We start from the raw sequence: 13,507 nt of genomic DNA on the forward strand, positions 1-13,507 counted from the left end.
GGCTCTGGGCGCTTGCGGCGCGGGCGGGGCGGGCTTATCACGCCGCCCTCCCCGAGTTTCGCCTGAAGCACACGAAAAGAGACCGCCATGAAGCTGGACGCCGTTCCCGTCGGACCCAACCCGCCCTGGGATATCAACGTCGTCATCGAGATCCCGCAGGGCGGCCTGCCGGTGAAGTACGAGATGGACAAGGAATCCGGCGCCCTGTTCGTGGACCGCTTCCTGCACACCGCCATGTACTATCCGGGCAACTACGGCTTCGTGCCCCACACCCTGTCGGACGACGGCGATCCCTGCGACGTGCTGGTGATCAACCCGACCCCGGTGGTGCCCGGCTGCGTCATCCGCGCCCGGCCCATCGGCGCCTTGATGATGACCGACGAAGCGGGCGGCGACGAAAAGATCCTGGCCGTGCCGGTGGACAAGCTGAACCCGTTCTATTCGGACGTGGCCAGCTATCGCCAGCTGCCCGCCATCCTGATCGAGCAGATCGAGCACTTTTTCACCCGCTACAAGGATCTGGAGAAGGGCAAGACGGTCAAGGTCCACCGCTGGGCCGACGCGTCCGAAGCCGCCGAACTGATCCGCCAGGGCATGGAAGCGCACAAGGCGAAGCAGGAGGGCTGACGACCTCTCCTCCCCACGTGGTGGGGAGGGGGACCGCGCCCGAAGGGCGTGGTGGAGGGGGCGGCTCGGCGCGGTCCGGTTGTCCGCCAATCCCTTTCCACCTGCGCCGCCCCCTCCGTCACGGGCGCTGAGTCGCGCCCGCGCCACCTCCCCATCTCTAGAGATGGGGAGGAGACACAGGGCGCCCTTCCCTCCTCCCTCCTTTGCTCTATGTGTCGGGCATGGCCGTTTCCGACAGTCCCACCGAAATCTTCAAGCGCGCGCTGGCGCACGCCGCGCGCGCGCTTGCGGAACAACCGGATCTGGAGGTCCTGTTCGGGACCGACGGACCCAAGGTGGTCGGTCAGACCCTGACCCTGCCCACACCGCCACGCGACCCTGCCGGACCCGAAGCGCAGACCCTGCGCGGTCAGGCCGACCGCATGGCCCTGCGGCTGGCCAATCACGATGAAGGATTGAACGCCCGGCTGCGTCCGGCCGACACCGCCGCCGCCGAGGTGTTCGACGCAGTGGAGCAGACCCGCATCGAGGCGGTGGGCTCGGCCTCGTTGAAGGGCGTGCGCGACAACATGAATGCGGCGCTGGTCTCGCGCCTGCACCGCATGGGGGCGGCGGCCGCCACCGAGGCCCAGCGCGTCCCGGTGGCCGAGGCCGTGGGCCTGCTGGTGCGCGAGCGCCTGACGGGCGAGCCGGCGCCGGACGGCCTGAAGGCCATGGTGGATCTGGTGCGCGCCGATCTGGAAGACCGGGCCGGGGATCAGCTGGACGCGCTTACCAGCCTCGCGGGGGATCAGGCGGCGTTCGGTACCGCCCTGAAGGACGTGCTGCGGGCGCTGGATCTGGACCCCGGCGACGGACGCGGCGAGGACGCCTCGGACGATCCCGGCGAGGAGGAGCCCGACCCGCAGGAGCCGGACGCCGCCGACGATCAGGACGAGGACGAGGCCGGCGGCGAGGGCGGCCAGTCCATGGAGGGCTCTGCCGACGACGCGGGCGCCGAGGAAGAGCGCGAGACCCGGCCCGAGGGCGGACGCCCGGACGGCGAGGCGGAACCCGGCGACGGCGATCCGGAACTGTCCGAAGGCGACCAGCCCCAGCGCCGCGCCAACGCCGACGACGGTCGGCCCACGGACGGCTACCGCGCCTTCACCACCGCCTTTGACGAGACCATCGGGGCCGAGGAACTGTGCGACCCCAGCGAACTTGCGCGGCTGCGGTCGCTGCTGGACCAGCAGCTGGTGCAGCTGTCCAGCATCGTGGCGCGGCTGGCCAACCGGCTGCAACGCCGGCTTCTGGCCCAGCAGAACCGGTCCTGGATGTTCGACCTTGAGGAGGGGGTGCTGGACACCGCCCGCCTGACCCGGGTGATCACCGACCCCACCGCGCCGCTCAGTTTCAAGGAGGAGAGCGAAAGCCCCTTCCGCGATACGGTGGTGACCCTGCTGCTGGACAACTCCGGCTCCATGCGCGGGCGGCCGATCATGGTAGCGGCGGTATGCGCCGACATCCTGGCGCGGACGCTGGAGCGGTGCGGCGTCAAGGTGGAGGTGCTGGGCTTCACTACCCGCGCCTGGAAGGGCGGCCAGTCGCGCGAGGCGTGGATCAGCGCGGGCAAGCCGCCCGAGCCGGGCCGCCTGAACGATCTGCGCCAGATCATCTACAAGGCCGCCGACGCGCCGTGGCGCCGGTCCAAGAAGAACCTGGGCTTGATGATGCGCGAGGGCCTGCTGAAGGAGAACATCGACGGCGAAGCCCTTTTGTGGGCCCACGACCGGCTGCTGGCGCGCGGCGAGGCGCGGCGCATCCTGATGGTCATTTCGGACGGGTCCCCGGTGGACGACTCCACCCAGTCGGCCAATGCGTCCCTGTACCTGGACAAGCATCTGCGCGGAGTCATCAGCTGGATCGAGGAACGTTCGCCGGTGGAGCTTCTGGCCATCGGCATCGGCCACGACGTGACCCGCTGGTACCGCAAGGCCCTGACCATCAGCGATGTGGAGCAGCTGGGCGGCGCCATGACCGAGAAGCTGGCCGAGCTGTTCGAGGCCGAGACGGTAGCGGCGCCGCGACGCCGCCGCGCGGCCTGATCCTGAATCGCTGTCCTCACCGGCGCGCTGAAGGAGTCAGAGCCGCGCGTCGCCTTTCATGATGGCGGCGTAGGTCTCGGGTTTCAGGCGGGTGTAGGCGCCCTTGTCGTCGCGCACATGGATGTCGTCGTCCATGGCCGGATCGAAGCCGTCCTTCACCAGGTCCACCTTGCGGTATTTGAAGGTGCCCGTGGTCTCCAGTTCGCGAGCCACGCGCACGAACACCGGCCGGGCGAAGGCCGGCAGCTCCTCGTTGACGAAGGCGGCGAATTTCTTGACCCCGAAGCGGCCGTCGGGGACGACCGTGATCATGCCGGCGCGCCCGTCGTGGCCCGGCACCTCGACCCCGTAGGCGATGACTTCCTTGACGCCCGGCGCCTCGGCCAGACGCTGTTCGATCTCTGACGTGGAGACGTTCTCGCCCTTCCAGCGATAGGTGTCGCCGATGCGGTCGATGAAGTAGAAATAGCCGTCAGAGTCCTGCTTCATCAGGTCGCCGGTGCGGAACCAGGCGTCGCCTGCCGCGAACACGTCGCGCAGGATCTTCTTCTCGGACGCGGCCTTGTCGGCATAGCCGGAGAAGTCGTGGCGGATGTCCGCCTTGATCTGGCCGATGGCCTCGCCGATCTCGCCGGGCCGGCACTCGATGCAGCGGCCGTTCGGGCCCCGCGCGGGTTCGTCCGCCTCCACATCATACTGGATCAGCCGGATGTTCAGCTGGCTGCGCAGAAAGCGCGGCACCCGGCCGATGGAGCCGGGCCGTCCGTCGAAGTTGAACAGCGAGACATTGCCCTCGGTGGAGCCGTAGAACTCCAGGATCTCGGGGATGGCGAAACGATCCTTGAAGTCGGGCCACACATCGGGGCGCAGGCCGTTGCCGAAGGCAAGGCGCAGCTTGTGCGAGCGCTCCATCTCATTGGGCGGGCAGTTGACCAGATAGCGGCACAGCTCGCCGATATAGACGAAGGTGGTGGCGCCGCTTTCGGCCACGTCGGGCCAGAATCCGGTGGCCGAGAATTTCTTGCGCAGGATCACCGTACCGCCGTTCAGCAGCACCGAGCCCACGCCCACGAGGCCTCCGGTGGAGTGGTACAGCGGCAGCACGCAGTACAGCCGGTCCTTCTCGGTGGAGGCCGTGGCCCCGGCGAAGGCGCGCATATAGGTGCGGGCCCGCGAATGGGGAATGCGCGCCGCCTTGGGCAGGCCGGTGGTGCCCGAGGTGAAGATGAACAGCGCCGTGTCGCGGTTGGTCAGGCCCGCGCGCAGACCCCGGTCCGGCCGCACGCCCGACGTCCCGCGAACCCCGGCGTCCAGACCGCGCCGCTCGCTGGCCTCGTCGTCCGGGTTCAAGCCCATCACCCACAGCATCAGGCTTTTTTCGGCGTAGGGGCGGGCGGTCTCCACCTGACGCCAGGTTTCGTCGTCGGCCACCACCTGCGACGCCCCGGCGATGTTCAGGCAGTGCGCCAGGGCGTGTCCGCTGAGGTTGGTGTTGATCAGGGCGGTGGCCACCCCGACCTTCGAAAACCCGATCCAGGCCGCCAGATAGTCGGCCCGGTTCAGCATCATCAGGGCCACGGCGTCGCCGCGGCGCAGGTTGCGCCCCCGCGCCCAGTGGGCGAACCGGTTGGCCAGGGTGTCCAGCTCGCGATAGGTCAGCGAGCGCCGCTCGTCGGTGACGGCGATATTGTCGGGGAAGCGGTCGACCGCCTCCTCCCAGTCGTCACAGACCAGATCCGGGCTGTCCAGCTGAATGGGTTTGATGCGCTTCAACAGGCGGCGCAGGCCGCCCACAAAGCGCAGATCGCGACGGATATTCGCCACCAAGCCCATCGTTATGCGACGCCTCCGTCAATCCAGTCCGACTGCTTCATGGTGATGGACAAGCCTGAACGCCGGGTCAACCGATGGGCGAATTTCGCGCGACGATCGTGGAGAAGCGTGGCGTCGCCGCCATCCCGCCCACGGCCCGGTTTCGGCCGGAAAGCGCGGCCATTCGGGCCTTTCCGGGGCGGCATCTGGCGCGATTGCGGCGGTAACGGTGTTTCTTCGGGGCTTTCGTCGCGATCACGGAACCGTGAGGTCGGCGGCCGGTTCATTCCGCTCAACTGTGAAGGAGAACGTCATGTCTCTCACCTACCCCGACACCCGTCCCGAGCCCCAGCCCATCGTGCCGGAAATGAGCGGCCACGAGTCCGGCGCCTTTACGCCGGTCTATGCGCGCCGCCCCGCGCGCCGCAAAGGCAAGGTGAAGTCGTGGATGATCCTCGCCCCCGTCGGCGCCCTGACCGTGGCGGCCATCGGCGCCTGGGCTCTGATGAATCCGGGCGAGGAGACCGCGGCGCCTGCCGCCGACGAGCCGGCGCCCATCGCCGCGCCGGCCCCGGCGACGGACCCGCTTCTGACTGAGGCGGCGTCCGCCGAGGACGCCGCGCTCCAGTCGCAGCTGGACGCCGCGCCGGCTCCGGCTGAAGCCTCGCCCGCCCCGGTCGCAAGTACGCCGCGCGCCGAGCCTGCTCCGGCCCCCGCCGCGCGCGAGGCCCCGGCCGAACCCGCCGCCGAGCCGGTGGAGACGGTCGCTCCGCCCGCCGGCCCGCAGTCCTATGACGCGGTGATCGCGGCCGAGGGCGGCGCTGCGACCGAAGCGGAACCTGCCGCCCCGACGCCCCTGATCGTGGTCGAGCCCAACTGATCACGGCGATCCTGACCCTCAGCCCCGGCGCTCCGACGCCGGGGCGTTTTTTATGCGCATGGAAACCCCTGATGCGCGACCGGGCTTCACCCGCCGCGCGCCTTGTGGTTCATTCCGCGCCGGGTTTTGCGGAGGGCTGATCTTGGCCGGTCTGGGCGTGGTTTTGATGATGGGCGCCGCCATGGTCGGCGGCGAGGCCGACGACGCCGGCGTTCTCGCGCGGCTGGAGCCTGCCTTCCGTCACACGCTCCAGATCACCGACAGCCGGGGGCGAGTTTCAAGTATGTGGCTGGACCGCGACGGCGGCTATCGAGGCCATGGCGAAAGGCGGTCCAGCGGCGCCTGGCGGGTGCGCGGCGAACAGCTGTGCTTCACCCAGCGCCGCCCCATTCCCGTGCCCATCCCATTTTGCACACCCCTGGTCGAGGCGGACGTGGGAACGCGCTGGAACGCACGCTCCGTGACAGGGGATCCGATCACCATAGAGATCGTGCGGGGGCGCTGACGCCGTCCTGACGCGTGCGGACCGGAAATCGCCATCGCGCCCTTGCAAACTGATATACTATAACATAGCACTGCGGCGTCAGATTTGAGGACCGCCGTATGCATCACAAGACCGCCCTGCTCGCCGCCACCAGCCTGTCGCTGATGACTGTGCCCGCCGTAGCCGAGACCGCCGCCGCCACGACCACCGCTCCGCCCGTGACCGAGCTTGAAGAGGTGGTCGTGCGCGCCCTGCCGCTGGATCAGCGCGGCGACGAGGTCATCAGCAATGTGGCGGTGCTGAGCGGGGACGAGCTGGTGCGTCGACGCCAGGCGACCCTGGGCGAGACGCTGCAGGGCATCCCCGGCGTCAACTCCGACACCTTCGGCGCCGGAGCCAGCCGCCCGGTGATCCGCGGACAGACGTCGCCTCGGGTGAAGGTGTTGACCGACGGCTCGGAACTGATGGACGCCTCTGCCGTGTCGCCGGACCATGCGGTGGTGGGCGAGCCCCTGCTGCTGGACGGCATCGAGATCCTGCGCGGCCCCAGCGCCCTGCTGTACGGCGGCGGGGCCATCGGCGGCGCTGTGAACCTGCTGGACCGCAAGATCCCCACCGAGATCCCGGCGGGCGGCGTGGACGGCGCCATCGAGTTTCGCGGCGGAACCGCTGACGGCGAACAGACCGGCGTGGTGGGCCTGACCGCCGGGGCCGGAAACTTCGCCATCCGGCTGGAAGCCATGGACCGCACCAGCGACGACTATGACATCCCCTCCTATCTGCGCCCCCATGACGATCACGAGGAGCATGAGGACGAGGATCATGATCACGACGAAGAAGATCACGACCACGAGGAAGAGGGTCCCGTCACCCGCGTCGAGGGCACCTTCAACGACACCCGCACCCTGACGCTGGGCGCGTCATGGATCGGGTCGCGCGGTTATCTGGGCGTGGCGGTCACCGAGCAGAACAGCACCTATGGTCTGCCGGGCCACAATCACGAGTACGAGGACTGCCACCCGCACGGGACATCCCTTCACTGCGGCGGTCACGACCACGACGAGGACGACCACGACGAAGAGGGGCACGACGAGGAGGACCACGGGCATGACCATGAGGAGGAGGGCGTTCCCTTCGTCCGCTTGGAGAACCGGCGCGTGGACGTGCGCGGCGAGCTGCGCGATCCCTTCGCCGGTGTCGAGCGCATCCGCTTCCGCGGCGGCGTGACCGACTATCAGCATGAGGAAGTCGAGGGCGGCGAGGTGGGCACCCGCTTCACCAACGAGGGCCACGACGCCCGGGTCGAGGTGGAGCACGCCCCCATCGGCGGCCTGCGCGGCGTGGTGGGCTTCCAGACCGCGCGCAGCGATTTCGCGGCCGTGGGCGACGAAGGCTTCGTGCCGGAAAGCATCACCCGCACCAACGCCCTGTTCGTGCTGGAGCAATACCGGTGGAACGACTGGCGCTTCGAGGGCGCCGTGCGTCAGGAGTGGCAGGAGACCGAGGCCATCGGCCGCCCGGACCGCGACCATGATCCGCTGTCCGTGTCCGGATCCGCCGCCTGGTCGCCCATGCCCGGCTGGTCCGTGGCCCTGACGGCGTCGCGCTCGCAGCGGGCGCCCAATGTGCAGGAGCTGTACGCCCGGGGCGTGCACGTGGCCACCAACACCTTCGAGCTGGGTCAGGCTGATCTGGACGTGGAGACCGCCAACACCCTGGAGCTGACCTTCCGCAAGACCACCGGCCCGACCACTTTCAGCGTCAGCGCCTTCCGGCACGATTTCGACGACTACATCTACGCCCGGACCCTGGACCAGTTCGAGGAGTTCCGACTGATCGAGTACACCCAGGCCGACGCCGAATTCACCGGCGTCGACGGCGAGGTGCGCCACCGGTTCAGCCCGAACTTCTCGGCGACGGTCTTCGGCGATTATGTGCGGGCCGAGCTGAACGACGGGAGCAACCTGCCACGCATCCCGGCGGCGCGTCTGGGCGCCCGTGTCGACGGCGGCTGGAACCAGTTCAGCGGCAACCTGGAATACTACCGGGTGTTCGAACAGGACCGCATCGCCGACTTCGAGACCGAGACCGCCGGCTACGACATGCTCAACGCCACCATCGCCTATGACCTGCGCGCGGGCGGCGACGGGGTGCAGCTCTATGCCCGCGCCACCAATCTGCTGGACGAGCTGGCTCTGAACCACACGTCGTTCATCAAGGACTCGGCGCCCCTGCGCGGTCGCAACTTCGTCCTGGGCGTCCGCGCGCGTTTCTGAAGGTGAATGCCGGGGCGGTTCAGGCCGCCCCGGCGCTGACGTCTTCGCCCTCACTGTCGTCCAGCACCACCGTGACGGCCATGTCGGCGCTGACGTTGCCCAGGGTGCGGAAGATGTCGGGGATCACCTCCACCGCCAGCAGCAGGGGCAGCAGCTCCAGCGGCACGCCCAGGGCGAGACAGATCGGCGCCATGGAAGCGAAGAACGACACCTGGCCGGGCAGGCCCACGGTGCCGATGCTGACCGCCAGGGCCACCACGCCCGCCGCCGCCATCTGGCCGACCGAGGGCTCAAGTCCCGAGACATGGGCGATGAACAGGGCCACGGACAGGTTGGCCACCGGGCTGGTGATGCGGAAGATAGCCACCGCCAGCGGCAGGACCAGACCGGCCACACGCTCTGGAATGCCCAGGAAGTCCTGAGCCCGCTCCACCATCACCGGCAGGGTGCCCAGGGACGACTGGGTCGAAAAGGCCACCGCCTGAACCGGCACGAGGGCGCGCGCGAACCGGGGCAGGCGGACGCCGCCCATCATGGCCAGCGGATAGCTCAGGATCACCGTGACGATGCAGGCGCCGGACACCAGCACGATGTAATGGATCAACGCGGGCGCCGAGCCGAAACCGCTGCGCAGGCCCAGCACCAGCGCCAGGGCGAAGACGCCGATGGGCGCCGCCAGCAGCACCCAGCGCACGATGATGATCATGATCTGGGCCACCGCCTCGAAGACATTAACGATCAAGGCGCGCTGGTCGGTCGGCAGACGGGTGGCGGCGAAGCCGAAGAAGGCGCCGAACAGCACCAGCGGCAGCACCGCGTTCTCGGCCGCCGCGCGCACCGGATTGGCCGGCGCAAGGGACATCAGCCACTGGGCGAAACCGCCGCCCTGGGCCGCCGCCTCCAGACCGTCCGCCGGCGCCGCTCCGGCGCCCGCGATCAGGGCCTGGGCCGCCTGGGCGCCCACGGGCCACACGGCCAGAACCAGCGGAACCAGCAACAGGGTCAGGGCTGCGGCCAGCGCCACCAGTCCGACGAACAGCAACACCGACCTCGCCGCCAGCCGCCCGGTCGCCGCCGCGTCGGACGCCGCCGCGATGCCGGTGACCAGAAGGGAGAAAACCAGCGGCACCACGGTCATCTGCAGGGCGTTCAGCCACAGCCCTCCAACCGCCTCGACACCTGAAATGACGCCGGGCTCGACCGTCACGCCAGAGCTCTGGAAGGCGGCGCCGATGCCCAGACCCAGGGCCAGGGCGATCAGCACACGGGCGCTGAGGGAACGCAGGACGCTGATCATGGAAGACTCCGCAAGACGATGTCGGTCAGCCTTAGCGGATTTGACGGCCACGTCGAGCCGACGAGCCCCTTTACCGCGGCCAGCGGCTTAAGCAGCGGGTCGGGATGGATGCCGATACCGCGTGAATGGGCGCGGTCAGGCGGGAAACACCCGCGCCCTGTCCGCGTCGATGGTCACGCGCACCTGGTCCCCCACCCCCGGAACACCGCCGTGCAGCCGCAGGCGCGCGGTCTGGCCGGCGGCGAGCACCGTCACCTCATGAAAGCCGCCGCCGAACGCCGTGGCGACCACCTCGGCCGGGGCGCCTTCCAGCCACAGTCGCAGGCCCTCGGGACGGATCATGACCGTGCCCGCCCCATCGGCCAGGCGCGGCGCGGGCAGCTCGCCGAAGGCGGTCTCGGCCACGCCGTTCGCTATGCGGGCGGGCAGGGCGTTGGCCTCTCCCAGCAGGCGGGCCGCCGCCATGGAGGTCGGGTTCAGGTAACAGTCGCCCGGATCGCCCGCCTGAAGGATGCGGCCCTCGCTCATGAGGACCAGATCGTCGGCCATCAGCAGGGCTTCCTCGGCGTCGTGGGTGACCACCAGGACGGCGGCGTCGGCGGCGCGCAGGGCCGACATCAGGGTCTCGCGCACCTCGCTCTTGAGGTGGCTGTCCAGCCCCGAAAACGGTTCGTCCAGCAGTACGGCGGCGGGTTCGCGCGCCAGGGCCCGGGCCAGGGCCACCCGCTGCTGCTCGCCGCCCGACAGCATGTGCGGCCAGGCCTCGGCGCGGGCGGCCAGCTTGACCTTTTCCAGCAGGGCCAGGGCGCGGGCCTTGCGCTCCCTGCGCGGCAGATGCTTCAGCCCGAAGGCCACATTGTCCAGTACGCTCAGGTGCGGGAACAGGGCGTAGTCCTGAAACACCAACCCCACGCCGCGCTGCTCGGGCGGCACATGAACGCCGGGGCCGGACATCACCTCGCCCTCATTCTCGATACGGCCCTCGTCCACCGGCTCAAGCCCGGCGATCAGGCGCAGCAAGGTGGACTTGCCGCAGCCCGACGGCCCCAGCAGGCAGGTGATCCGGCCCGGTCGAAGCTCAAGATCCGCCCCCGCCACGGCGATCTTCGCGCCATAGCGACGCGTCACGCCGCGCGCCATGATTACCGGCTGGCTCAGCGTCTGCGGGGTTTTCACATGCATGTTCACGTCGCGGCTCGGTTCATGCGGACGCGCCGGGGCGGGAGGCGGCGACCTTGCGGGACAGCCATATCACCGCCGGCAGGGCGATGAGAACGATCATCAGGGACGGCCATCCCGCCTGAGGCAGGCGCTCGTCCCGCGCATAGTTGTCCGCCAGCACCGCCAGGGTGTCGAAATTGAAGGGCCGAAGGATCAGGGTGGCGGGCAGTTCCTTCAGCACGTCGATGAACACCACCAGCGCGGCGGTCATCAGGGCGCCCCAGGCCACCGGGATCTGAACGGCGGCGGCGGCGCCCGCCTCCGTGCGGCCCAGACCGCGCGCGGCCCAGACCATGTTCGGCGTCACCTTGGACAGGCCCGCGTCGATGGGCTCCAGCGCCGCGGCCATCAACCGGGCGGCGTAGGCGTAGATCAGCAGCAGCACCCCCATGCCGAAGCCGGACGCGGCGCCGGGGAAGACGCGCCAGATCACCGCCGCCGGGGCAAGAAGTCCAATGGCCATGACCGCGCCCGGCGTCGCATAGCCCAGGCTGGCCACCCGGGCGGCCAGCGGCAGGGTCCGCGCGCCCAGCGCCAGGGCCCCGGCCAGCAGAACCGTGACCACCGCCCCGATGCCGCCCATGCTGACGGTGTTCAACGCCGCCCGCTGCAGACGCGGCCATTCCGGGATGATGTCCAGCGACGACCAGGCCAGCCATCCGGCAGGCAGCAGCAGGCCGAAGGTCAGAAGCGCCAGACAGAAGGCCGTGGCGCCCCACGCCTTGATCCCGCTCAGCGCCGTGGTCGGCAGGGGCCGCCAGCGGGCGTTGGGACTCTCGAAGCCGCGTCCCTTTCGCCCCCAGCGCTCCAGCCACATCAGCAGGGCGGCCGCGCCCATGAGGGGCAGGGCGAACTGGGCCGCCGAGGCGGTGGAGCCATAGACCGACCAGGCCCGCACCACGCCGGTGGTCAGGGTCTGGACCGCCAGAAACTGCACCGCGCCATAGTCGGCCAGGGTCTCCATCACCGCCAGAGCCATGCCCGCCGCCAGGGCGGGACGGGCCAGCGGCAGGGCCACGCGCAGGAACGCCCCGCGCGAGGTGGCGCCCAGGGTCCGCGCCGCCTCCAGCGCATGGACCGACTGGTTCACGAAGGCCGCCCGCGTGGCCAGATAGACATAGGGATAGAAGGCGCAGCTCAGCACGAAGGCCGCCCCGTAAAGGGTCCGCATCTCGAACGGCAGGTCGAAGCCCAGGGCGGGCCGCATCCACATGCGCAGGTCGCCCGCCACGTCGAACAGGTCGGCATAGGCGTAGGCCACGGCGAAGGCGGGCGCGGCCAGCGGCAGGGCCAGGGCCCAGGCGAACAGGTTGCGGCCCGGAAACCGGTGCATCACCACCAGCCATGCTGCGATTGAGCCGGTCACACCGGTCAGCACCGCCACCATCAGGGCCAGAGCCGCCGAGGTCAGGGCGTAGCGTGTCAGGTCCCGCGCCGCGATGTCCGCGCCGCCGCCGGACAGGGCCGCCGCCACCACCCCGATCAACGGCAGGATCGCCGTAATGGCGGCCAGTAGCGCCAGCGCCTTCAAAGGGCTGAGCCGCAAAGGCGAAAACCCGCCCCGTCTTGCGACAGGGCGGGCGTTCACGGCCGTCGATGCCGATTGGGGGCTTATCGCCAGCCCGCTTCGCTCATCAGGCTCTGGGCCTGGGCCTGATTGGGGCCATAGGTCGAGACCGGCATCGGGTGAGCGTCAAAGTCCGCATAGGCGTCCACCGGGGCGGGCGCGGGCACGTCCGGGCTGGCCGGGAACTCGTTGTTGTATTGAGAGACCAGCGTCTGCGAGGGCGCCGAGGCCAGGAATTCCAGCAGGCGCACGGCGTTGTCGCGGTTCGGCGCATTGGCCGCCACACCGCCGCCGGAGATGTTCACATGGCTGCCCTGTCCATCCAGGCTGGGGAAGCCCAGCTTGACCGTCTCGGTCAGGGCGCGGTCGCCCTCGTCGTCGCCCGAGGCCATGCGAATATAGTAGTAGCTGTTGGTCAGGGCGATGTCGCAGACGTCGGCCGCGATGGCGCGGATCTGATCGCGGTCGCCGCCCTCGGGCTGGCGCGCCATGTTGGCCACGATGCCCTCGACCCAGTCGCGGGTCTTGTCCACGCCCCAGGCCTCGATCAGGGCGCCCACCAGCGACAGATTATAGACGTTGTCGCCCGAGCGGACGCACAGGCGGCCCCGGAAGCGCGGCGAGGCCAGCTCTTCATAGGTGTCGATCTCGTCGGGGCTGACGGTCTCGGAATCATAGGCCACCACGCGGGCGCGGCGCGAGAATCCGAACCATTCGCCGCCCGGGGCGCGCAGGTTCTCGGGGATGGCCGCGTTCAGGGTCTCGGAGTTCGCCGCCTGGAACAGGCCCGCGTTCTGGGCCCGCCACAGGGCGCCGGCGTCGGCGGTGACGAACACGTCGGCGGGGCTGTTGGCGCCCTCGCTCTGCATACGGGCGATCAGCTGGTCGGCGTTGCCCTCGATGCGGTTGACGCGAATGCCGGTCTCCTCGGTGAAGCGCTCGTACAGCGCCAGGTCCGCGTCATAGTGGCGCGCGGTGTAGAGATTCACTTCGCCCGAGCCCGTGTTTTCCGGTTCAGCGGCGTTCTGGCCGCAGGCCGCCAGGGCGGCGGCGCCGGCGACGGCGGCGATCAGGGACAGGCGAAGGCTCATGGGGAACTCCTTGAAGGCTGTGAAGGCGTCCTAAAGCCATTGCGAATAAATCGCAAGAAGCCATCCGCCAGTTCTTCGCCTGTGGCTGAACGGAAACAGGGTGTCGCGCGTTGAGCGGCGACGCGGCTATGCCATTAGGCGATGCGCGGGGGCGAGCTATGGTGT

At 69.5% G+C, this 13,507-nt stretch carries 10 protein-coding genes; 5 read left to right on the top strand and 5 right to left on the bottom strand.

The annotated features are described in order from the left end of the window. The first annotated feature begins 87 nt into the window (after positions 1 to 87). Together ppa and cobT are read left to right on the top strand one after the other, a co-directional pair. Complete coding sequence (gene ppa / locus ACI8U3_RS07385; RefSeq protein WP_415014221.1) at positions 88 to 627, top strand: inorganic diphosphatase; 540 nt, start codon at positions 88 to 90, stop codon at positions 625 to 627. 221 nt (positions 628 to 848) lie between these two features. Next, complete coding sequence (gene cobT, locus ACI8U3_RS07390; RefSeq protein ID WP_415014222.1) at positions 849 to 2,714, top strand: cobaltochelatase subunit CobT; 1,866 nt, start codon at positions 849 to 851, stop codon at positions 2,712 to 2,714. 36 nt (positions 2,715 to 2,750) lie between these two features. On the opposite strand, the gene ACI8U3_RS07395 is transcribed toward cobT, so the two are convergent. After that, positions 2,751 to 4,547 carry a long-chain-acyl-CoA synthetase gene (locus ACI8U3_RS07395; RefSeq protein ID WP_415014223.1) on the bottom strand — a complete coding sequence of 599 codons (1,797 nt, stop codon included), beginning with the start codon at positions 4,545 to 4,547 and terminating at the stop codon, positions 2,751 to 2,753. A gap of 292 nt (positions 4,548 to 4,839) precedes the next feature. On the opposite strand from ACI8U3_RS07395, the gene ACI8U3_RS07400 reads away from it, so the two are divergent. From ACI8U3_RS07400 to ACI8U3_RS07410, 3 genes are all read left to right on the top strand, one after another. Then, on the top strand, positions 4,840 to 5,406 hold the full coding sequence (locus tag ACI8U3_RS07400; RefSeq protein WP_415014224.1) for a hypothetical protein: 567 nt from the start codon (positions 4,840 to 4,842) through the stop codon (positions 5,404 to 5,406). 142 nt (positions 5,407 to 5,548) lie between these two features. Continuing rightward, positions 5,549 to 5,911: a hypothetical protein gene (locus ACI8U3_RS07405; protein ID WP_415014225.1), complete on the top strand. Its 363-nt coding sequence runs from the start codon at positions 5,549 to 5,551 to the stop codon at positions 5,909 to 5,911. A gap of 98 nt (positions 5,912 to 6,009) precedes the next feature. Continuing rightward, on the top strand, positions 6,010 to 8,166 hold the full coding sequence (locus ACI8U3_RS07410; RefSeq protein ID WP_415014226.1) for a TonB-dependent receptor domain-containing protein: 2,157 nt from the start codon (positions 6,010 to 6,012) through the stop codon (positions 8,164 to 8,166). 19 nt (positions 8,167 to 8,185) lie between these two features. Here the strand turns inward: ACI8U3_RS07410 and ACI8U3_RS07415 are convergent, their stop codons facing one another. The 4 genes from ACI8U3_RS07415 to ACI8U3_RS07430 all read right to left on the bottom strand — a co-directional run bounded on the left by ACI8U3_RS07415 (position 8,186) and on the right by ACI8U3_RS07430 (position 13,342). Then, positions 8,186 to 9,463, bottom strand: a complete 1,278-nt coding sequence (locus tag ACI8U3_RS07415; RefSeq protein ID WP_415014227.1) for a dicarboxylate/amino acid:cation symporter — start codon at positions 9,461 to 9,463, stop codon at positions 8,186 to 8,188. Between the two features lie 135 nt (positions 9,464 to 9,598). Beyond that, positions 9,599 to 10,645 (bottom strand): ABC transporter ATP-binding protein, encoded by a 1,047-nt coding sequence (locus ACI8U3_RS07420; protein WP_415014228.1) that lies wholly within the window; start codon positions 10,643 to 10,645, stop codon positions 9,599 to 9,601. Positions 10,646 to 10,664: 19 nt separating this feature from the next. Beyond that, positions 10,665 to 12,230, bottom strand: coding sequence for an ABC transporter permease (locus ACI8U3_RS07425; protein WP_415014229.1), 1,566 nt, complete (start codon positions 12,228 to 12,230; stop codon positions 10,665 to 10,667). A 65-nt stretch (positions 12,231 to 12,295) separates the two neighbouring features. Beyond that, entirely contained in the window at positions 12,296 to 13,342 is a 1,047-nt protein-coding gene (locus tag ACI8U3_RS07430) for an extracellular solute-binding protein (RefSeq protein ID WP_415014230.1), read from the bottom strand. Between the last annotated feature and the right edge of the window lie 165 nt (positions 13,343 to 13,507).

Origin of the sequence: Brevundimonas sp. (genome assembly GCF_047617075.1) — a bacterium.
Lineage (GTDB): Bacteria > Pseudomonadota > Alphaproteobacteria > Caulobacterales > Caulobacteraceae > Brevundimonas.

Coding starts and splice junctions, on each gene's coding strand:
- ppa (WP_415014221.1), top strand. CDS start 88: ATGAAGCTGGACGCCGTTCCCGTCGGACCCAACCCGCCCTGGGATATC.
- cobT (WP_415014222.1), top strand. CDS start 849: ATGGCCGTTTCCGACAGTCCCACCGAAATCTTCAAGCGCGCGCTGGCG.
- ACI8U3_RS07395 (WP_415014223.1), bottom strand. CDS start 4,547: ATGGGCTTGGTGGCGAATATCCGTCGCGATCTGCGCTTTGTGGGCGGC.
- ACI8U3_RS07400 (WP_415014224.1), top strand. CDS start 4,840: ATGTCTCTCACCTACCCCGACACCCGTCCCGAGCCCCAGCCCATCGTG.
- ACI8U3_RS07410 (WP_415014226.1), top strand. CDS start 6,010: ATGCATCACAAGACCGCCCTGCTCGCCGCCACCAGCCTGTCGCTGATG.
- ACI8U3_RS07415 (WP_415014227.1), bottom strand. CDS start 9,463: ATGATCAGCGTCCTGCGTTCCCTCAGCGCCCGTGTGCTGATCGCCCTG.
- ACI8U3_RS07420 (WP_415014228.1), bottom strand. CDS start 10,645: ATGCATGTGAAAACCCCGCAGACGCTGAGCCAGCCGGTAATCATGGCG.
- ACI8U3_RS07430 (WP_415014230.1), bottom strand. CDS start 13,342: ATGAGCCTTCGCCTGTCCCTGATCGCCGCCGTCGCCGGCGCCGCCGCC.